22 protein-coding genes are annotated in these 20162 nt (G+C 63.5%); 16 read left to right on the top strand and 6 right to left on the bottom strand.

From position 1 onward, the window contains the following. Window positions 1–41: 41 nt before the first annotated feature. From crtY to GGR39_RS11020, 5 genes are all read left to right on the top strand, one after another. Window positions 42–1229, top strand: coding sequence for a lycopene beta-cyclase CrtY (gene crtY / locus GGR39_RS11040; protein ID WP_183617190.1), 1188 nt, complete (start codon window positions 42–44; stop codon window positions 1227–1229). After that, entirely contained in the window at window positions 1226–2704 is a 1479-nt protein-coding gene (locus GGR39_RS11035) for a phytoene desaturase (protein ID WP_058737111.1), read from the top strand. The genes crtY and GGR39_RS11035 overlap by 4 nt, the downstream gene beginning before the upstream one ends. A 94-nt stretch (window positions 2705–2798) precedes the next feature. Further along, window positions 2799–3377 (top strand): LOG family protein, encoded by a 579-nt coding sequence (locus GGR39_RS11030; RefSeq protein WP_183617189.1) that lies wholly within the window; start codon window positions 2799–2801, stop codon window positions 3375–3377. Further along, window positions 3374–4345: a phytoene/squalene synthase family protein gene (locus tag GGR39_RS11025; protein ID WP_246388641.1), complete on the top strand. Its 972-nt coding sequence runs from the start codon at window positions 3374–3376 to the stop codon at window positions 4343–4345. Before GGR39_RS11030 ends, GGR39_RS11025 begins: the two co-directional genes overlap by 4 nt. A gap of 92 nt (window positions 4346–4437) precedes the next feature. After that, on the top strand, window positions 4438–4584 hold the full coding sequence (locus GGR39_RS11020; protein WP_153000944.1) for a lmo0937 family membrane protein: 147 nt from the start codon (window positions 4438–4440) through the stop codon (window positions 4582–4584). A gap of 12 nt (window positions 4585–4596) precedes the next feature. On the opposite strand, the gene GGR39_RS11015 is transcribed toward GGR39_RS11020, so the two are convergent. Further along, on the bottom strand, window positions 4597–5841 hold the full coding sequence (locus tag GGR39_RS11015; protein WP_183617188.1) for a multidrug effflux MFS transporter: 1245 nt from the start codon (window positions 5839–5841) through the stop codon (window positions 4597–4599). Between the two features lie 110 nt (window positions 5842–5951). Here GGR39_RS11015 and dinB point away from each other — a divergent pair, with 110 nt between their 5' ends. After that, window positions 5952–7073 carry a DNA polymerase IV gene (gene dinB, locus GGR39_RS11010; protein ID WP_183617187.1) on the top strand — a complete coding sequence of 374 codons (1122 nt, stop codon included), beginning with the start codon at window positions 5952–5954 and terminating at the stop codon, window positions 7071–7073. On the opposite strand, the gene GGR39_RS11005 is transcribed toward dinB, so the two are convergent. The 3 genes from GGR39_RS11005 to GGR39_RS10995 all read right to left on the bottom strand — a co-directional run bounded on the left by GGR39_RS11005 (window position 7055) and on the right by GGR39_RS10995 (window position 8757). Further along, entirely contained in the window at window positions 7055–7543 is a 489-nt protein-coding gene (locus tag GGR39_RS11005; RefSeq protein WP_183617186.1) for an NUDIX hydrolase, read from the bottom strand. The genes dinB and GGR39_RS11005 overlap by 19 nt on opposite strands. 107 nt (window positions 7544–7650) lie before the next feature. Beyond that, window positions 7651–8103: a Dps family protein gene (locus GGR39_RS11000; RefSeq protein WP_183617185.1), complete on the bottom strand. Its 453-nt coding sequence runs from the start codon at window positions 8101–8103 to the stop codon at window positions 7651–7653. An 81-nt stretch (window positions 8104–8184) separates the two neighbouring features. Beyond that, window positions 8185–8757, bottom strand: coding sequence for a hypothetical protein (locus tag GGR39_RS10995; RefSeq protein WP_246388639.1), 573 nt, complete (start codon window positions 8755–8757; stop codon window positions 8185–8187). 145 nt (window positions 8758–8902) lie between these two features. Between GGR39_RS10995 and otsB the strand changes: the two genes are divergently transcribed. From otsB to GGR39_RS10960, 7 genes are all read left to right on the top strand, one after another. Continuing rightward, window positions 8903–9700: a trehalose-phosphatase gene (gene otsB, locus GGR39_RS10990; protein ID WP_183617184.1), complete on the top strand. Its 798-nt coding sequence runs from the start codon at window positions 8903–8905 to the stop codon at window positions 9698–9700. Window positions 9701–9702: 2 nt separating this feature from the next. Next, window positions 9703–11514 (top strand): glycoside hydrolase family 15 protein, encoded by a 1812-nt coding sequence (locus tag GGR39_RS10985; protein WP_183617183.1) that lies wholly within the window; start codon window positions 9703–9705, stop codon window positions 11512–11514. A gap of 89 nt (window positions 11515–11603) precedes the next feature. After that, entirely contained in the window at window positions 11604–13046 is a 1443-nt protein-coding gene (gene otsA / locus GGR39_RS10980) for an alpha,alpha-trehalose-phosphate synthase (UDP-forming) (protein ID WP_183617182.1), read from the top strand. Between the two features lie 143 nt (window positions 13047–13189). Continuing rightward, window positions 13190–13438 carry a hypothetical protein gene (locus GGR39_RS10975; protein WP_183617181.1) on the top strand — a complete coding sequence of 83 codons (249 nt, stop codon included), beginning with the start codon at window positions 13190–13192 and terminating at the stop codon, window positions 13436–13438. A gap of 238 nt (window positions 13439–13676) precedes the next feature. Continuing rightward, window positions 13677–14462 carry a sulfite exporter TauE/SafE family protein gene (locus GGR39_RS10970; protein WP_183617180.1) on the top strand — a complete coding sequence of 262 codons (786 nt, stop codon included), beginning with the start codon at window positions 13677–13679 and terminating at the stop codon, window positions 14460–14462. A 108-nt stretch (window positions 14463–14570) separates the two neighbouring features. After that, entirely contained in the window at window positions 14571–15584 is a 1014-nt protein-coding gene (galE, locus tag GGR39_RS10965; protein WP_183617179.1) for a UDP-glucose 4-epimerase GalE, read from the top strand. A 10-nt stretch (window positions 15585–15594) separates the two neighbouring features. Continuing rightward, window positions 15595–16191, top strand: a complete 597-nt coding sequence (locus GGR39_RS10960) for a thymidine kinase (RefSeq protein ID WP_183617178.1) — start codon at window positions 15595–15597, stop codon at window positions 16189–16191. 168 nt (window positions 16192–16359) lie between these two features. Here GGR39_RS10960 and GGR39_RS10955 read toward each other — a convergent pair whose 3' ends face one another. Further along, window positions 16360–17373, bottom strand: coding sequence for an NAD-dependent epimerase/dehydratase family protein (locus tag GGR39_RS10955; RefSeq protein ID WP_183617177.1), 1014 nt, complete (start codon window positions 17371–17373; stop codon window positions 16360–16362). A 182-nt stretch (window positions 17374–17555) separates the two neighbouring features. Between GGR39_RS10955 and GGR39_RS10950 the strand changes: the two genes are divergently transcribed. Beyond that, on the top strand, window positions 17556–17981 hold the full coding sequence (locus GGR39_RS10950) for a hypothetical protein (protein WP_183617176.1): 426 nt from the start codon (window positions 17556–17558) through the stop codon (window positions 17979–17981). A gap of 13 nt (window positions 17982–17994) precedes the next feature. Beyond that, complete coding sequence (locus GGR39_RS10945; RefSeq protein ID WP_183617175.1) at window positions 17995–18294, top strand: hypothetical protein; 300 nt, start codon at window positions 17995–17997, stop codon at window positions 18292–18294. Window positions 18295–18305: 11 nt separating this feature from the next. Here GGR39_RS10945 and GGR39_RS10940 read toward each other — a convergent pair whose 3' ends face one another. Then, complete coding sequence (locus GGR39_RS10940) at window positions 18306–18827, bottom strand: Rap1a/Tai family immunity protein (protein ID WP_183617174.1); 522 nt, start codon at window positions 18825–18827, stop codon at window positions 18306–18308. Window positions 18828–18966: 139 nt separating this feature from the next. Here GGR39_RS10940 and GGR39_RS10935 point away from each other — a divergent pair, with 139 nt between their 5' ends. After that, window positions 18967–20124 carry a cell wall hydrolase gene (locus GGR39_RS10935; protein ID WP_246388638.1) on the top strand — a complete coding sequence of 386 codons (1158 nt, stop codon included), beginning with the start codon at window positions 18967–18969 and terminating at the stop codon, window positions 20122–20124. Window positions 20125–20162: the final 38 nt, after the last annotated feature.

Genomic DNA, 20162 nt, shown 5'->3' with positions numbered 1-20162 from the left:
CAAGTTGCAGTGAACGGTCCCCATCCCTACACGGGACGAACATGAGCGCCCCGTCAACAGATATTGCGATCCTGGGCGGTGGTCTGGCTGGAGGTTTGATCGCCCTGGCACTGGCCGCGCGCCGTCCGGACGTGTCCGTAACCGTGATCGAAGCGGGCGATCGGTGTGGCGGCGATCACGTCTGGTCTTATTTCGCGACGGACGTGAAAGACGGCGCGGACCTGCTGGAGCCGCTGGTGGCCGCACGGTGGGATGGCTATTTCGTGCGCTTCCCCAAGCGCAGCCGCGCGCTTCGCACCCCCTATCGCAGCATCACCAGCGAGCGGCTGGATGCCGTGATGCGATCCGTCCTTCCGCCTGAGCGCCTGCTGACGGGCGCTGTGGTGACGCAGGCCCTGGCCGATCGCGTTGTCCTCGCCGATGGCCGCACGATCACCGCAGGCGCGGTGATCGATGCGCGCGGAGCGGCGGGCTTGCCGCACATGGCGGGGGGCTGGCAGAAGTTCGTGGGCCAGATGCTACGGCTCAAGGTACCGCACGGCCTGACCCATCCCATCGTCATGGACGGATCGGTCAGCCAGACGGACGGCTACCGCTTCGTCTACGCCCTGCCCTTCGCCTCCGACGCGATCTTCGTCGAGGATACCTATTATGCGGACGGGCCCGAGATCGACCTGCCCGCGCTGCGCGAACGGATCGCCGCCTACGCCGCCGCGCAGGACTGGCGGGTGGAGGCTATCGAATATGAGGAAAAAGGCGCCCTGCCGGTAATCGCCGCGGGTGATTTCGACGCATTTTGGCAGGCGACAGCCACGCCCGGCGTGGCCCAAGTGGGCGCGCGGGCAGCGCTGATCCACCCGTTGACCAGCTACTCGCTGCCGATCGCGCTGCGCTTGGCGCTGCATCTTTGCACGCTCGACTCGCTCTCTGGAGAGGCGATAGAGAAGGCCTGTCACACGTGGGCGCGCCGGCACTGGCGCCATGGACGGTTCTATCGGATGCTGACGCGGATGTTGTTCGGAGCCGCCATGCCAGATCAGCGCTACAAGGTTCTGGAGCGATTCTACGGCTTGTCCGAAAGACTGATCGAACGTTTTTACGCAGGGCAGTCGAACCAGATGGACATGCTGCGCATTCTGGCGGGCAGGCCGCCCGTGCCGATCGGCGCGGCGGTGGCCAGCCTCAGGGGCAAAGGGCGGCCGTTGGCGCCGCTAGGAGATTTGAAATGAAGCGCGCGTGTGTGATCGGAGCAGGGTTTGGCGGCCTGGCTCTGGCGATCCGCCTCCAGTCCGCCGGTATCGCCACCACGCTGATCGAGGCGCGAGACAAGGTGGGCGGGCGCGGCTACGTCTGGGAAAAGGAAGGCTTCACGTTTGATGCGGGCCCCACCGTCGTCACCGACCCCGATTGCTTGAAAGAGCTATGGGCGCTGTCGGGCAACAACATGGCCGACGATGTCGAACTGATGCCGGTCATGCCGTTCTACCGGCTGAACTGGCCGGACGGCACCAACTTCGATTATTCGAACGACAACGCCTCCATGCGCCGCGAATTCATGCGCGTGGCACCCGATGATATTGCCGGGTACGAGGATTTCCTGGCCTACTCTGAAGGCGTCTATCAGGAAGGCTACGTCAAGCTGGGGCATGTGCCGTTCCTGGACATCGCCAGCATGGTGAAGGCAGCCCCGGCGCTGGCCCGCTATCAGGCATGGCGCTCGGTCTATTCGATGGTCTCGCACTTTGTGAAGAGCGAGTATCTGCGCCAGGCCCTGTCGTTCCACACGCTTCTCGTCGGCGGTAATCCGATGACCACCAGCGCGATCTATGCCCTGATCCACAAGCTGGAGAAGGACGGCGGTGTCTGGTGGACCAAGGGCGGCACCAACAAGCTGGCCCAGGGCATGGCCCGCTTGTTCGAGCGGCTGGGCGGCACCGTGCGCCTGGCCGACAAGGTGGTGCAGATCCACACCATCGGCGATCGGGCGACCGAGGTGGAGACGGCCAGCGGCTGGCGTGAACGGTTCGACGCGGTCGCCTCCAACGGCGATATCGTGCACACCTATCGCGATCTGCTTTCGGGCAACCGGCGCGGGCCGGAGATGGCCAAATCGCTGGCGAAGAAGAAATTCTCGCCCAGCCTGTTCGTCGTCCACTTCGGGCTGGAGGGCACCTGGCCCGGCATTCCACATCACATGATCCTGTTCGGTCCGCGCTATAAAGGCCTGCTGACGGACATCTACGAACATGGCGTGCTGCCGCAGGATTTCTCGATCTACCTGCACCACCCCACCGTCACCGATCCGGGCATGGCGCCTGCCGGCAAGAGCACGTTCTACGCGCTTGTCCCGGTGGCGCACATGGGCAAGCTGCCGGTCGACTGGGACGAAGTCGGCCCGATCCTGGCCAAGCGCATCCTGGACGAAGTGGGCCGCCGCCTGATCCCGGACATACACGACCGGATCGTCACCCAGTTCCACTATGCCCCGACCGACTTTGCGAACGACTTGTCCGCCCACTTGGGCAGCGCGTTCAGCCTGGAGCCGATCCTGACGCAAAGCGCTTGGTTCCGCGGCCACAACCGGGACGACAAGCTAAAGAACGTCTACTTGGCCGGCGCGGGCACCCATCCCGGCGCAGGCATCCCCGGCGTCGTCGGCAGCGCCAAGGCGACGGCAAAGCTGATGCTGGAGGACTTGCGGTGAGCTTGGCAGCTGCTCCCCAAGTGCCATTTTTCTGCGCGCGCCCACTCCTTCTTTCTCCCTCGCAACATCGCATGAGCTATCAGGAATGCCCGTCATGAAACGCCTTGCCGTCTATTGCGGCTCTGCCACGCCCGCCGATCCACGCTACATGGAGCTTGCGCGCGAAGTCGGCAGCACATTGGCGCAGCAGGGCATCGGCGTCGTCTATGGCGGCGGAAGGCTGGGCCTGATGGGTGCGATCGCATCCTCCGCGCTGGAGGCGGGCGGCGAAGTGATCGGCGTGATTCCCGAAGCCTTGGTGCGGGGCGAGGTCGCCAATCACGATTGCCAGCTGACGGTCGTAAAGACCATGCACGAGCGCAAGGCCGCCTTCACCGACCTGTCGGACGGGTTCCTGGTCCTGCCCGGCGGGGTCGGCACCATGGACGAGTTGTGGGAGGCGGTCAGCTGGGCGCAGCTGGGCTATCATGCCAAGCCCGTCGGCATTCTCAACGCGCTCGGCTTCTATGACGGGCTGCTGGCGTTCAACCGGCACATGGCAGAGGTCGGCTTCGTGCGTCCCGCCCACCAGGGTATCATCCTGGCAGAAGCGGAGCTCAGCCTGCTGCTCGATCGGATGCGCGCGCATGAGCCGCCCCGCACCATCGTCGCCATGGACCCGACCACGCTTTGACCTTCCACCGGGCCACGCCGCAGCGCCTGTCGCGCGAAGAACTGGTCGAGGCGGCCCGCGTATCGATCCGCAAGGGCTCGGCCAGTTTCCGCGCCGCCAGCCGCCTGTTCGATCGCACGACGCGCGAACGCGTTTGGATGCTCTACGCCTGGTGCCGCGCTTGTGACGATCTGGCCGACGATCAGGATCACGGCGGTGCGCTGGGCCCCGGGCTTGATCCCGAATCGCGCCTCGCCACGATCCGCACGCTGACCGAGATGGCCTTTGCCGGGGAGCAGACCGGAGAGCCCGCGTTCGACGCGCTGGGGCAGCTTGCCCGCGAAGTGCCGATCACGCACGCCATGGCAGAGGATGTGATCGCCGGCTTCGCGCTTGATGCAGCGGAGTGGCGTCCGCGTTCCGAAACCGACATGCTGCGCTATTGCTACCACGTGGCAGGTGCGGTGGGCGTGATGATGGCCGCCGTCATGGGTGTGCCGGAAGGCGATGAGGATACCTTGGATCGCGCCTGCGACCTGGGGATAGCCTTCCAGCTGAACAATATCGTGCGCGACGTGGCCGAGGACGATGCGGCGGACCGGCGCTACCTGCCGGTCGAGTGGACGGTGGAGGAGGACATTCCCCCCGGCGAACTCACCAAGCCGCACTACCGCGCTGGGCTGGTCCGTATCGTCGCGCGGGCCTGCCATCTGGCGAGCGGGTACGAGGCATCGGCCCGTGTCGGCGCGGCGCGGTTGCAGTTTCGCCAGCGCTGGGCGATCCTGTCCGCCGCCAACATCTACGGCGCGATCGGGCGCAAGGTGGTGGCGCGCGGCGACCATGCCTGGGACCATCGCGTGCGTACCAGCAAGGCCGAAAAGCTGCGCCTGGTGGCGGCGGCGGCACTGGCAGCGATGCGGCGCTCACCCACCCCGGCGATCGCTCCCGGCCCCTCACGCAGGCAACTGGCGGCGCTCGCCCGGGCATGATCGCTGACGGCATGGCCGCATGCGATTGTCATGAAGGTGCAGCAAAACACCACGTCCCGCGTTTCTTCAAATAGGGAAACTAGGAGGACATCATGCTTTATACGATTGCCGCGATCCTGTTGGTACTTTGGCTACTGGGCGTCGTCGTTTTTAAGGTCACGGCAGGCGTCATCCACCTGCTGCTGGTGATCGCCCTGATCGTCGGCCTGGTCCAGTTGTTCCGCGGCCGCAGGGTTTAACCGCGACGCCCCTCAACCCGCTTTCACCTTGAGTGGCGGCGGGTTGAGGCGGCGGAACAGCACGCCTTTTTCCGAGTACAGAACCAGCGCCAGCGTCAGGCTGCCGCCTATCGCCATGGCAATGAACAGCGGGATGGCGGTTCCATCATAGACCTGCCCAATTACGGTACCCAGCAGCGCGCCTATCAATAACCGGGAAAACGCCATGATCGACGAGGCAGCCCCAGCGGTGCGTGAAAACGGCTGGAGCGCGATCGAGGCGAAATTCGATCCGATAAACGTCACCAGGCACATGCTGGCGGTAATGAATGGCACGAAAACCCACAGCCCTTCACCGCGCATCAGGCTGATCAGGTGAGCCACGGCGATCAGGATGTAAACGATCACCGCCGTCTGCGAAACACGGCGCGCGCCCAATCGCTCGACAATGCTGGCGTTGATGAAATTCATGCCCGCCATAACCAGCGCGATTCCGCCGAAAATGAGCGGAAACATCTCTCCCGCACCGAAATGCTCACCCAGAAGCTGCTGTGAAGAATTGAGCCAGCCGAACAGCACGCCCTGCATCACTGCAGCGCCCAGCAGATATCCGGTCGATGCGCGGCAGCGAATGACCTGCGCCATATTGCCGACGATCACTCGCGGCATGATCGGCTGCCGATTGTCAGGATCAAGCGTTTCGGGCAATCGCAGCCAGACCCACAGCAGCAACGCGCTTGCCAGCATGGCCATCACCGCGAAGATCCAGCGCCAGCCGGCCACCAGCATCACGCCCTGCCCCACCGTGGGGGCGAACATCGGGACGACCATGAATGTCATCGTCACCAAGGATTGGACCTTCGCCATGCGATCGCCGCTGAACCGATCGCGAATGATCGCCATGGGCATGACCATCAGGCCCGAGACGAACAGCCCCATCAAGCCGCGCATGACCAAAAGAGCCGTAAAGTCGGAAACCAGCGAGCATCCCAACGACAGCGCGACGTAGATCGTCAGACACGTCAGCACGACGGGGCGACGGCCAAAGCGGTCTGCGATCGATCCTGGGAACAGCGATCCCAGCCCACTACAGATCAGGAAAACGCCGATCGCCAGTTGCCGATGGTTGGGGTTCGTTACCCCCAGATCGTGCGAGATGTTTCCCAGCGCAGGGAGCATGACGTCGATCGCCAGGGCCTGCAAGGCCTGAATGGCCGCCATCAGGCAGACGAACTCGGTTTCTCGGAGGGGTGCTTTGGGACCGGCGGGGAATCGCATGTGGGGGCCATGGCGGATGCGCCGTGGGCTTGCCAGCGATGATCTTGGTATTACGGGCAAATCACCCGGGGCCCATCGCGAAAACCGGATGCGTTTGCTAGGATCAGGCGATGGCCGACGCCTACGATCCTGACGACTCCGACACCGAAGTCGGCCTGCGCAAGATCATCCACGTTGACATGGATGCCTTCTATGCCAGCGTCGAGCAGCGAGACGATCCCAGCCTGCGCGGCAAGCCGCTGGCGGTGGGTGGATCGTCCGGCCGAGGCGTAGTGGCGGCAGCCAGTTACGAGGCGCGCAAGTTCGGCGTGCGTTCGGCAATGCCATCGTCTCGCGCGGTGCGGTTGTGCCCGCAGCTGCTGTTCCGCAAGCCCCGGTTCGAAGTGTACAAGCAGGTGTCCGATCAGATCCGGGCGATCTTCCTGGACTACACGCCCCACGTAGAACCGCTTTCGCTGGACGAGGCCTATCTTGATGTCACCGACGACATCCGGGGCATCGGCTCTGCCACCCGCATCGCGCAGGACATCCGCCGTCGCATTCGCGAAGATACGCAGCTGACCGCCAGCGCGGGCGTATCGTACAACAAGTTCCTGGCCAAGCTCGCCAGCGACCAGAACAAGCCCGATGGCCTGTGCGTGATCCGCCCGGGCGACGGCGCGACTTTCGTGGCCGGGTTGCCGGTCAGCCGCTTCCACGGCGTCGGTCCACGCGGGGCGGAGAAGATGGCGGCGTTGGGGATCGAAACCGGCGCGGACCTGGCGGCGCGCGATCTGCCGTTCCTGCGCGCGCATTTCGGCAGCTTTGCGGAATACCTCTTCCGTGCCGCCCGAGGCATCGATCTGCGCCAGGTGCGCGCGAACCGGACCCGCAAGTCGGTGGGCGGAGAACGCACCTTTAACGAAAACATCGTCGATCCCGACATGCTGCGCGAGACGATGGACCACATCGTCGACATCGTCTGGGAACGGATCGAGCGTTCAGGCGCGCAAGGCCGAACGGTGACGCTGAAGCTGCGCTATGCCGACTTTCGCACCCTTACCCGCGCCCGCTCGGTCAGCCCGCGTGTACCTGACAAGCCGACATTCGCGCGGCTCGGCCATGCCTTGCTGGAAGAACTGATGCCCCTGCCACAACCGGTGCGCCTGATGGGGCTGACGTTGTCCTCCCTGGATGCCAAGCCGCGAGAGCCGGGCAACGTGGCCAAGGACGGTCAGCTGACGCTGTTGTAGGCGTTGTAAGTCGCGATCCAGCCCGCCAGTCCCTGACGCACGGCAGGCATGATATCGTCAGGCAGCGCTTGGGTATCGCACCAGCGCACCGCATCCACCTCACGCCCATCCGGCCGGGGCGCTCCCTGCACCCCACCGACCACGACGTGAACCACGTTGTAGGCGCCCATCGGCCGCTCCAGCAATTGCGCCACTTTGCGAGCGTCATCCAAGCGGCACCCGGTTTCCTCCCGCAGTTCGCGGCAAGCCGTGTCGACCGGGTCCTCGCCTCTTGATATGCTGCCGCCGGGCAAGGTCCAGTGGCTTGCGCCGTAGGACTGGCGGATCATCAAGACCCGCCCTTGCGCGTCCAGCGCAACGATCCGGCAACCGGAAATCGTGGGGCGCAACGTGCGCCACCACAGCGATCGGGCCCAATACGCGAGGCGATAGAGCCTGCGGTGCAACGTCGGCGGTATCAGGCGAAGCATGTCACGGTCTTTAAAGTGGCGATTGGCGTGCCATGCGAACCTTCGGCATTAGAGGCCCCTGAGGCACTCTCACCGCTCGCTCAGGCGAGCGGCGAGAGCACGGATCATCAGGCCAGGATTTCGCGCAGGAACCAGGCGCGGGTTTCGGCCTGGTCGGTCCAATCGTCGACCAAGCTGTCTGTCGCATTGTCTCCGGCTTCGCTGGCGGCGGCCTTCACTTCGCGCAGCTTCGCGATGTAAGTGTCGTTATCGTCAGCCAGTTCCTTCACCATCTTCATCGGATCGAGCTTGGTGTTGTCTTGATCCTTGATCTGGGTCTTTTCGGCGATCGAGCCGGGGCTGGTCAGGGTATAGCCGTTCCGCTTGCGCACGCGCTCCGCGATGGCGTCGGTGATGCCGAAAATCTCGGTCGCCTGGCTATCGAACAGCAGGTGCAGATCGTGGAAGTGCGGGCCGCGCACGTGCCAGTGGAAGTTCTTCGTCTTGATGTAGAGCGCGAAGGTATCGGCGAGCAGGCCGTTCAAGCTGTCAATCAGCGCGGCCTCTGCGTTGGTGGTCATCGGATTTAGGCTCCATGCTTTGTGAAAATCATGACCGGCACAACGGACAAATCCGGGAACCGTTTCGTGGCGCACCCGCAATTACACATTGCCCCTTGAGGCGAGAAACATGGTCACCGCGACGAGCAGAAGCAAGCCACCAACGACGCGGCGCGCGATGCGGATCGCCAAGGTGTTGAACGCAGCGGGGAAAGCGTTTGCCGATCCGACGAGAACCAGCGCCGCAAGCCCTCCACCCAACCCGGCCGCCAGCGGGGCACTCATTCCCACTGCCAATCCGAACAACGTAAAGCGCGCGGCATCGGTGATCTGGTGCGCAACCAGCACCAGCGCCAGGGCGCCTAGCGAATGCGTCGGCTCGCGAAAGGTCTCGCGCGGCGAAAGGATCAGCGATTCCAAACCCGCCAGCCCCAGCGCGATCGCCATCAGGATCGGACGCGCCGGCACCGGCAGCGTCACCAGCACCACCGAAGCGGCATAGGCAGCCAGGGCTGAAGAAATCGCTGCGAGCATCAGCGAGGTGACAAGCACGCCGAAACGCGGCCCCTGGACGCGGACAAGCCCGGCGATCGTCATCTGATCGCGCGCGGCGATGCCGGAAAACAGCACCGCCAGGAAAGTGAGATAGAATGCCCCCATCGCAAGGGGCAGCATGGCGGCTATGCGCCGTCAATTCAACCACACGGCGGAACCCACTCGCGCCCGAGCCGTTCGGAAGCGAAATGTCCACGAGCTTTGCTGCTTGGGCAAACCGGACGCCGCCGCGCGATCGGGCTCGATACGGAAAAAAGAAGGCTTCATGACCATCGCGATCTCATCCCGCTCACCGGAGCGCGAAGAAGCCGGAGCCTTGCCGGGCTTCGCACCGCTGCGCGCCCCCTTGCCGCTGGGGCAGGGCAGCGACGACATCGCGCTGTTTCTCGATTTCGATGGAACGCTGGTCGAGATCGCCGACCATCCTGAGGATGTGATCGTGCCCACCGGTTTGCCAAAGCTGCTTCTGGCACTGAACGAGGAGCTGGAAGGCCGCCTTGCCCTCGTCAGCGGGCGCGCCCTGAAGACGCTGGACCGCTTGCTTGACGGCGTGGATGTGGCGATGGCCGGCTCGCACGGCGGTGAGTTTCGACCTGCCGGCACGAAGGAAACGCAGGCGCTGGCCGCCCCTTTGCCGCAGCCGATCTGCCAGGCGCTCCAGGACTTTGCCCAAGAACAGGGCGGACTGGTGTTCGAAGCCAAGCCGTTCAGCGCCGCGATCCACTATCGCGATCGGCCCGCGCTTGGCGATACGATCTACGCTTTCGCCACCGCGCTGGCTGCGGACAATGGCCTGATCGTGAAGCACGGCAAGATGGTGGTGGAACTGACGATGCCGGGATCGGACAAGGGCCATGCCGTCACCCGGTTCATGCAGCAGGCCCCATTCCTTGGCAGCCGCCCGCTGTTCTTGGGTGACGATGTGACCGACGAAGACGCATTCGCGGCGCTGGCGCCTTTCGGTGGAAGCGGCATACTAGTCGGCCCACCGCGAGACACTTGCGCTACGTGGCGGCTTGAGGATGTTGGCGCGGTGCATCGCTGGCTGGAGGACGCAATTTGAACATGCCGATTTCGCAGGCCGAAACGCCCTCCTCCTCCCTGGAGCTATGGCCGATCGGAAACTGTCAGGTGTCCGGCCTGATCGACCAGAGTGGCGCCTTGGTATGGGGCTGCATCCCGCGGGTCGATGGCGACCCGACCTTCTGCGCGTTGCTACGCGGCGACGCGGGGCAGGACCTTGGCACCTGGCGCTTCACCCTGGAGAACCAGACGAAGGTCACCCAGGAATACGTGCGCAACACGCCGATCCTACGCACCCGGCTGGAGGATGCCAGCGGCGGCGCGGTCGACATCTTTGATTTCTGCCCCCGGTTCGAACGGCAAGGCCGCATGTACCGCCCGGTCGCCTACGCCCGGATCGTTCGCCCGGTTTCAGGCTCTCCGCGCATTCAGGTAACGCTGACGCCGATGAACGGCTATGGCGCGAGCATGGCGCCGATCACCCACGGCTCCAACCACATCCGCTACCTCAACGATCGCCACGCGCTGCGCCTTACCACCAACGCGGCGGTGGGGTACGTGCTGGACGAGCGCTACTTCCGCATCGAGCGTGAGCTGGCCTTCTTCCTCGGCCCCGACGAGCCCTTCGACGGCAACATCAGCCATGAGCTGGACGCGATGCTGCGGCACACCGAAAGCTACTGGCAATTGTGGGTACGCGGCCTGGCCACGCCGATCGACTGGCAGGAGGCCGTCATCCGCGCCGCCATCACCCTGAAGCTGTGCCAGCATGAGGAAACCGGCGCGATCGTGGCCGCACTGACCACGTCCATCCCCGAAGCACCCAACTCCCAACGCAACTGGGACTATCGCTACTGCTGGATCAGGGATTCGTATTACACCGTCCAGGCGCTCAATCGCCTGGGTGCGCTGGACGTGCTGGAAAAGTACCTCTCGTACTTGCGCAATCTGGTGGACGATTCCCACGCCGGCGTGATCCAGCCGTTGTACTCGGTGAGCGGCGCGAAGGAGGTCATCGAGTGGGAAGCGGATGCCCTTCCCGGCTATCGCGGCATGGGTCCGGTTCGCATCGGCAACGCGGCGTACTATCAGATCCAGAACGACGTCTACGGCCAGATCATCATCCCCAACATCCAGGCTTTTTCAGACCACCGCCTGCTGCGCATGGCCAACAAGGACGATTTCACCAGCTTGGAAAAGGTGGGCGAACTCGCCTGGAAGATGCACGATCAGCCCGACGCCGGCTTGTGGGAGCTGCGCACCCGTACCGCCGTCCATACCTATTCCTCGGTCATGAGCTGGGCGGCTTGCGATCGCCTGGCCAATGCCGCTGAAGTGCTGGGCCTGCGTGATCGCCACAAGGTCTGGAAAGAGCGCGCCGATACCGTGCGCAAGAACATCGATGCGGGTGCCTGGTACGAGGACGGCGGCCACTACGCCGCCAGCTTCGGTGGCAAGGAGCTGGACGCCAGCCTGCTGCAGCTGGTTGAGCTGAACTACGTCACGGCCGACGATCCACGCTTTCAGGCGACGCTGAAGGCGGTGGAAACCAACTTGCGCCGGGGCGAGCATATGCTGCGCTATGCGAACGAGGATGATTTCGGGCTACCCGAGACGGCCTTCAACATCTGCACGTTCTGGCTGATCGAGGCGCTGCACATGGACGGGCGCGACGAGGAAGCGCGCCATATTTTCGAAGCGATGCTGGCGCACCGTACCCGGTCCGGCCTGCTGTCCGAGGACATGGACTTCGAGACGAGCGAGCTTTGGGGGAACTTTCCGCAAACTTATTCGCTAGTTGGGATAATTAACTGCGCCGGGCTATTATCCAGGTCCTGGCGCGATTGGCGTTAGGCTGCAAACCCGACGCCACAATGCACCCGTGATCGCCGCCGTGGTCACGGGGCGCACGCCCCGGTCAAGGGGCGCATAAGGGGCTGGGAATGAGCAGGCTGATCGTCGTGTCGAACCGGGTTTCGGTTCCGCAAGCCATGGGGGCCGCAGGAGCCCAGGGCGGGCTTGCGGTTGCTTTGGGCGCGGCCCTGCGGGAGAATCGCGGCATCTGGTTCGGCTGGTCCGGCAAGGAGACTGACAGCTTTACCGGCCACCTGGATATGCAGCGCAATTTCGGTGTGACTACCGCCACGATCGACCTCGAACCGCAGGATGTGGACGAGTATTACAACGGCTATGCCAACCGCACCTTGTGGCCGCTGTTCCACTATCGCATCGATCTGACCGAGTACGATCGCAGCTTTGGCGAGAGCTATGTCCGCGTAAATCAGCGCTTCGCCGAATCCGTGATCCCGCTGATCGAGCCGGAAGACCTGGTCTGGGTTCACGATTATCACCTGCTGCCGTTGGGATCGATGTTGCGCGAAAAGGGCGTGACCAACCGGATCGGCCTGTTCTTGCACATCCCCTGGCCGCCGACGCGGCTGTTCGTCTCCCTCCCCAATCACGAACAGCTGGTGGCCTCGATGCTCCATTATGATCTCATCGGCTTCCAGACCGAAGAGTGGCTCGACAGCTTCATTCACTACATCAAGAAGGAAATGGGGCTTAAGGTCGCCAAGGACGGGACGATCGAGTACCAGAGCCGCCGCATCGTCGCCCGCGCCTTTCCCATCGGCATCGATTACGACGAGTTTCTCGAAGCATCGCGCAGCGCGGACGCGATCGGCGCTTACGATCGGCTGAAGAACAGTCTGGGCGGCAACCGCAAGATGCTGATCGGGGTAGACCGACTGGACTACTCAAAGGGCTTGGGCGAACGGTTCGACAGCTTCGACCGCTTCCTGACCGACAATCCGGACATGGCGAAGGATGTGGTGCTGCTGCAGATCGCGCCACCATCACGGGGCGACGTTTCCAGCTATCAGCTGATCCGCCACGATCTGGAACGCAAGGCGGGGCATATCAACGGCGCCCATGCCGATGTTGCCTGGGTGCCGATCCGCTATGTCAACCGCGGCTACCCGCGCTCGGAACTGGCAGGCTTCTACCGGGCGGCGGACATCGGCCTCGTCACGCCGTTACGTGATGGCATGAACCTGGTCGCGAAAGAGTACGTCGCGGCGCAGGACGAGGAAGACCCAGGCGTGCTCATCCTGTCCCGCTTTGCCGGTGCCGCCCCGCAAATGCAGGACGCCGTGCTGGTGAACCCCCACAGCCCCGAGGAGGTGAGCGACGCGATCAAGCAGGCCTTGGCCATGCCTCTGGAAGAACGTCGCCGACGCCATCAGGCCCTGCTCGCCTCGGTTCGCGACGAGGACGTGGTGCGTTGGCGCGAGCACTTCGTGGAAGCGTTGCAAGGAAAGGGGGCGGACGATCATTCGACGGCAGGAAACGCTTCGCCGCAAAAAGTTCCTGTAAAAACTCAATGAAGTGCAACCGTTTCGACACACAGGACGTTCACTGGTCGCTTCGTCCCATCCGTTAAGGTCGAACACTCCGGAAAGGGTGTTCCGCTTCATCGCTTGGGACATTCAGGTAACCGGGAGTGGCCCGTTGCGGGCCGGTATGATCGATGACCATCTACGGCGAATGTATCGGTGCGCGTGATCGCCTTCCCGTCACCATCTCTCTTCTGGACGGGCACGAATGCCAGTTGGAAGTCCCGGTCGAGGCCTGCGAAATCGAAGGCGTGATGGACTTGTGGATCGGCGCGATCGGACCCCTTCCGGTCATGGCCGAAACCAGCGGTGAACGTCGGTATCGCGCCCGTTTCCGCGAGCCGCTGGATGATCGGATCATCGCCCACTTTGCCCATGCTTGATCGGGTGCGATAGGGCTTCTTGCCCCTGCGCTAGTCAAATTCTCTTGCGTAATGCTTGACTATCGGCATGGTCTTTCATGTGCCGAAGGCGGTGTTTAGCCGGCTTGAAGCGTAACATTATTTCTCACGACGGGCTGTTCTGCCATGTCGCCGGGGCTTACGATAAGATTGACGCTGACGCCGTGACATTTGACAAATCTTCCCGCGGCGCCGCGCCAACGTCGGCACGCCTGCGTTCATGACCGAAATCTATTACTCGCTGGCCGGGGCGCTCGTCGGCTTCCTGGTGGGGCTGACCGGCGTCGGCGGTGGCTCGCTGATGGCACCGATTTTGGTGCTGGGCTTCGGTTTCGCCCCGTCACTGGCCGTGGGAACCGACCTCTGGTTCGCCACGCTGACCAAATGCGTTGGCGGCGCGGTGCACCGCCGGGTCGGCTCTCCGGACTGGAAGGTCATCGGGCGGCTGGCGATGGGCAGCGTACCGGCCGCGATCCTGACCCTGCTGTTCCTGGCGAATGTCGAGGGCGGAAAGCTGAACTCCGCCGTGCTCATGAAGCTGCTGGGTGTGATGCTGGTTATTACCGCCGTGCTGGTGCCGGTGAAGCATATCATCCATGCCCCCGTCACCAAACTGCGTGGACTGCTGGGGGAGCGGCTGGCCATCACCCAACTGGTCATGACGATCGCGGCTGGTGCCATTGTCGGCGTGCTGGTCACGCTCACGTCGATCGGAGCAGGCGCACTGGTCGCGGTGGCGCTGATGTTCCTTTATCCGCTACGGCTCAGCGCCAAATCGCTGGTGGGAACGGATATCGTCCATGCCATTCCCCTCGCTCTCATCGCTGCCATCGGCCATTCGTGGTTGGGCAACGTCAATTGGGAACTGCTGGGCATGCTGCTGATCGGCTCGATCCCCGGCGTCATCGTCGGCTCGCTCGCCGCAGGTAAAGTCAGCGAAACCGGGGTGCGTCTGGCATTGGCCGGGATGCTCGCATTTTCCGGCATCAAGATGCTGGCGGCCTGACCCCCGATCCGGATCGATCGCGCCGCGCACCCTGTTGCCAATCGCACTGCGGCGCAACATAAGCAGCGACGGCGCATGGGGACGCCGGGCTTACAGGCGGATTGAGCGATGACCGAGGCGAACAGACCAACCGTTCTGGTGACCGGCGGCGCGGGTTATATCGGCAGCCATGCGGTGCTGGCGCTGGTCGATCGGGGCTGGCCGGTCTGTGTTGTCGACAATCTCACCACCGGGTTTCGATTTGCCATCCCCGAAGGCGTTACGCTGTACGAAGGCGATATCGAAGACGCAGCCCTTCTGGCCCGCATCTTCGCCGAACAGAAAGTCGGCGCGGTGATGCACTTCGCCGGGTCGATCATCGTGCCGGAATCGGTAGAGAATCCGCTAAAATACTATCATAACAACACCGCCAAGACCCGCGCGCTGATCGCGGCGGCAGTAGAGGCGGGCGTCGGCCACTTCATCTTCAGTTCCACTGCGGCAGCTTATGGCATTCCGGAAGTTTCGCCCGTTACCGAGGACAGCCCGAAGCTGCCGATCAATCCCTACGGCATGTCCAAGCTGATGACGGAGTTCATGCTGGCCGATACCGCGCGCGCCCATGCGATGAACTACTGCGCCCTACGATACTTCAACGTCGCCGGAGCGGACCCTCAGGCCCGCACCGGGCAATCGACTGCCGGGGCCACGCATCTGATCAAGGTCGCGGTCGAGGCGGCACTGGGGAAACGCGAGCATGTCGGCGTGTTCGGCACGGACTTCGCCACGCCTGACGGCACCGGCGTACGAGATTACATCCATGTTTCGGACCTGGCTGAGGCACACGTCCTCGCCCTTGAAGCCCTGATCGCCCAACCTGCCCGATCGCTGACGATGAACTGCGGCTATGGCCGCGGTTTTTCGGTGCTGGAAGTGCTGGACGCCGTGGACCGCGTCACCAACCGCACTATCGATCGCCGCCTCCAGGGCCGTCGCGCTGGTGATCCCGACTCGCTGATCTCGGACAACAGCCGCATCAAGGCAACTTTGCCCTGGGTCCCTCGTTACGCCGAGCTGGACACCATCGTCGCGCATGCGCTGGCCTGGGAACGCAAGCTGACCGAGATCCGCGGCGAAGTCTAAGGACGCGGCCGTGGCCAAGCTGTATTTCTATTACGCCAGCATGAATGCCGGGAAATCGACATATCTGCTGCAGGCGGACTTCAACTATCGCGAACGGGGCATGGCAACGATGCTGTGGACCGCTGCGATCGATGGCCGTGGCGCGCTTCATGCCATAGAAAGCCGAATTGGCCTTGGCGCGGACGCGCATCGTTTCGATGCCGATACGGACGTGTGGACTGCCGCCCAGGCACGACATTCCGAAACGCCGCTGTCCTGCATTCTGGTGGACGAAGCCCAATTCCTGAGCTCCGAGCAAGTCTGGCAATGCGCCCGGCTGGCGGACTTTGCCGACATCCCGGTGCTATGCTTCGGCTTGCGCACCGACTTTCGTGGCGAATTGTTTCCAGGCGCGGCGGCGCTGCTCGGAATCGCCGATACCTTGGTGGAACTCAAGGCTGTGTGCCACTGCGGCCGGAAAGCCACCATGAACCTGCGCGTCGATGCGGATGGGGCGTCGGTGCAACACGGCGAGCAGACCCTGATCGGGGGCAACGATCGTTACATTCCCCTGTGCCGTCGGCACTTCTCGGAGCAAATCCATGACCGACCGGGGATGATCGCCTAGGGTAAGGTCGCGCGCGATCGGCGCGGGCATCTTTTTTAGCTTGCCGCCTCATGAGCGAGCCGAAGCGCCTCGACACACGCTGCAACTTTTCAGCGCGACTTCACCGCCCACGCATCAAACGCCAGCTAGTCCAAGCCATCGCTGGGCCTGCGTCAATCCACTATCGCGTCACTGCCCCGTGTAGCTCCGATACCACTCGACGAAGCGCGGTATGCCCACCTCGATGGGCGTGGTCGGCGCGTAGCCAGTATCGCGCGCGATCGCCGTGATATCCGCGTACGTGGCCGGCACGTCCCCAGATTGCATCGGCAGCATGCTCAGCTCCGCCTTGCGCCCGCATGCCTCTTCCAGCACCTCGATCATGCGCATCAGCTTTTCGGATCGGTTATTGCCGATGTTGTAGACCGCGTGCGGCTTCGTGCTGCCGCCCGGCTTGGCGGCACCGTCATCCGCGGGGGGGCGATCGAGGCAGGCGATCACGCCAGCGATGATGTCGTCGATATAGGTAAAGTCCCGCTGCATCTGGCCATTGTTGAACACCTCGATCGGCCGCCCCGCGAGCAGCCGCTCAGTGAACTTCCAGAGCGCCATATCCGGCCGACCCCATGGCCCATAGACGGTGAAGAAACGCAGCCCCGTTTGCGGCAAACGGAAGAGGTGCGCATACGTCTCGCTCATCAATTCATCCGCCCGCTTCGTCGCGGCGTAGAGCGACACGGGATGATCGGTGCGGTCTTCCACCGCGAACGGCAGTTTCTCGTTCCCGCCATAGACGGAGCTGGAACTGGCATAGACCAGATGCGGCGTCTGGCGAGCGCGTCCCAGTTCCAACATGTTGACATGGCCCGACAAGTTGGAGCGAACGTAGGCATGAGGATTCTGCAGCGAGTAACGCACGCCCGCCTGCGCGCCCAGATGCACGATGGCATCGAACTCGTGCCCTGAAAGGTCCTGATCCAGCGCAGCCGTGTCCGCGAAATCCAGTTCCAGGAAGGTAAAGCGATCACCGTGCCGCGCCGCCAGCTGGCTCAGCCGATCACGCTTTAGCTGAACGGCATAATAGTCGTTGAGGTTGTCGATCCCGATCACCGACTGGCCCCGCGCCATCAACGCGTCAGCCAAGGCGGCCCCGATGAAGCCGGCCGCCCCCGTCACCAGAACTTTCGGATATCGCGATGCCATGTATCCTCCAAAGCCCCTTCAACGCCCTGTCGCATAAGCTTCGCCCGCTTGTACGACAAGCGCGTCGCCCTCGCATTCGGTAGGGTATTGTCGCCTTTGCCACCACTTCGCATCCAGTAACGGGTTGACAGCCCCGATGCGCGCCACTTGCCCGCTTTCCCAAGCCTTGGCATGGAGGGCGGATGGACGTTGAAGGAATGATCGACCGGCCCGAGCCGACCCGGTTGCGGTCTTTCGGGCGCATGGTGAACCTGGCGTGTTTCGTCGTCCTACTGATCATCATGGGGACGGTGATCTACGGGCTGATCCTGCGCGCCGTGTGGGAGCGCAATTACTATGTCGCGGTGGCCATCGCGATCCTGGGCGCCGTCGTGCTGCTGATCGGCCTGGCGCAACAGGAAATCGCAGCGCGCGACAAGGCGACGTGGCGCGCCATGGCCGAGTGGCAGATCCGCGCTACCTATCGCAAGCTGGCAACGCGCTGGGCTGAGCAAGAAAAGCAGGGCAAGCCCGCCCCCACGATCGATTCCGAAGGCTATTACGAGGAACTGCTCGAAGTCCTTATCGAAGATATGCAGCGGGTAACCGAAAGCGCGGAGCGTTCATGAGCGGGATCGGAGCATGAACAAAACGTCGCAACTGGAACTGGGCGAAACCTGGCCGCGCTTTGCCGCCCACTGGATCGCCGCCTGCTTCGGTCACTTCCTCAAAGTGGTTCTGCCGCTGATCAATGATTGGCCCTTCCCGCTGACTTCTCACGATTTTCCAAGGTGGTGGTCGGTGCTGATCTTCGCGGCGGTCACCTCGCTGCTGGCCGCGATCATCAACGCCAACCTGCCTGTCACCGCGCGCGAATTGCTGAAGAGCGCGGCCTTCGGCTTTGCTTTGAACGCCACGGGCGAAGCCTTGCGGATCGCCTGAAATCCCAAGCCTCAGCGCTTGGAGGCAGGCCTTTCCGGTTCCGGTCGGGGCGTATCGCAGGTGAACTGCTCCTTGAAAGCCAGCACGATCACCGATGCGGCCTCGCCTGCCCCTGACGTCGGATTTGCCTTAAGATAGCTTAGGAATGCGCGGCGCATATCGGCCTGTGAGCTGGTGACGGGCGGACAGAATTCGCGGATGCGCAGCCATGTCTCATAGGCCCGGACGGTGTCGTGGACGCCGGTGATATAGGCGAAGCAGTACGACACGAGGCTGGCTGCGCTCGATTCGCAACGCTCCGCCAGATTTGTCGCGGAGATGAAACCGATGCTGGGGCGGGCGCTGGTCGGCATCGGCTGTGTGGATCCGGTCGGCAAAGGCCCGCGTCCGCGAGGTTTCGTCACAGGGCTGATGGGGGCCGCCGGGCTGACGGAGCCCGACATAACCTCTGCACCAGGCTGCAATGCGCTTTGCGCCGCGACCGGCATAGCCAGGAAAGCTGCTATGATCGCCAGGAACTGCAAGACTTTCATGCCACCTCCGCTACCCTTCCGCTTGGCCGCTGCCCCGGAACGGGGCGGCGCGATACCATGAATTGAGCTGGCAACGAAGCCGCTGGGCATATAAGGGCCTTTCCTGAGGGATTTAGCGATAGGGACATCCACGCGGATCATGGCATCCACCCCCAATATCCTTGATGAACTGCCGTGGCTTACGTCCACGCCGCGCAAGACGATCAAGACCCAATGGCAACGGCATGGCCGGTCTGCCTTGTTGCTGGGTGCGCTTTCGGCCCCGCTTGTCTACTCGCTGGTTATGCCCGACACGCCCGGTGACGCAACGAGGGGAGCCGGCACGGCTGTAGGTGCGCCGCAAGTGATCGATTCGCCGTTCGCGCCTAAAGCGCTGCGTCCGCTATCGGCCCTGGAAGCCGAGGCGTGGAACAGCAAAGTGCCCGAGGCGAAAACGGCTATCGCTTCTGCTACGCCCTTCTCGGTCACGGCGGCTGGAGGGCAGTCGCTGCCCCGATCGCTGCAATGCATGACTGCCGCGATCTATTACGAGGCCGGGAACGAGCCGGTGGATGGACAGAGAGCGGTGGCGCAAGTGATCCTCAACCGCATGCGCAGCCCCGTCTACCCTCATTCCGTTTGTGGAGTTGTGTACCAGGGCTCCGAGCGTAAGACCGGATGCCAGTTCAGCTTCACGTGCGACGGCTCCTTGGCGCGGGTACCCTCCGCCTCAAGCTGGGCGCGGGCCAGCGCGGTCGCTGCGGCAGCTCTGGGCGGGTACGTCTATGCGCCCGTCGGCTGGGCGACGCACTATCATGCCGATTACGTCGTACCCTACTGGGCGCAGAGCTTGTCCAAGCTGACGACGATCGGTCGCCATATCTTCTACAGCTGGCGGGGCAGCAACGGCACTGGCGCGGGCTTTACCAGTCGCTATGCCGGCATCGAGCCGGACGTGGCGACCGCCGCGCTGGTGGCAGCGGCCAGCCCGATCGCGCCGATTGATGGCGCCGGTGTGGGGATCACCCGTGTGACCAGCGCTGAGCGGCCCATGATCGGCTTTGGCGGCGCGCTTGGTGAGCTACCCACTGCTGATGCGAAGGCTGAGGGCAAAGTCACAGCGAAAGCCACCGAAGCAGCACATCCCACCGTGGCGCGTGGCGCGCGATGGGTTATCGGCGGCGGCGTGGGCGGCAGCGGCATTCGCCCTTATGCCTCACGCAGCTTGATCCCGATGCCGGATGATAGCGCCAAGATCGCCGTTCACGACGAAGCGGCGGCTGCAGCCAAGCAGGCCCCAGGCCCCGCCAAGGAATAAGTCCTGCCACCGACCTTCTGATTTGTCGGCACCTGAGA

The sequence above is a fragment of the Novosphingobium fluoreni genome (genome assembly GCF_014196615.1).
GTDB lineage: Bacteria > Pseudomonadota > Alphaproteobacteria > Sphingomonadales > Sphingomonadaceae > Novosphingobium > Novosphingobium fluoreni.
Note: the sequence above shows the minus strand (reverse complement) of the source record. Positions and strands in the feature narration are given on the sequence as shown.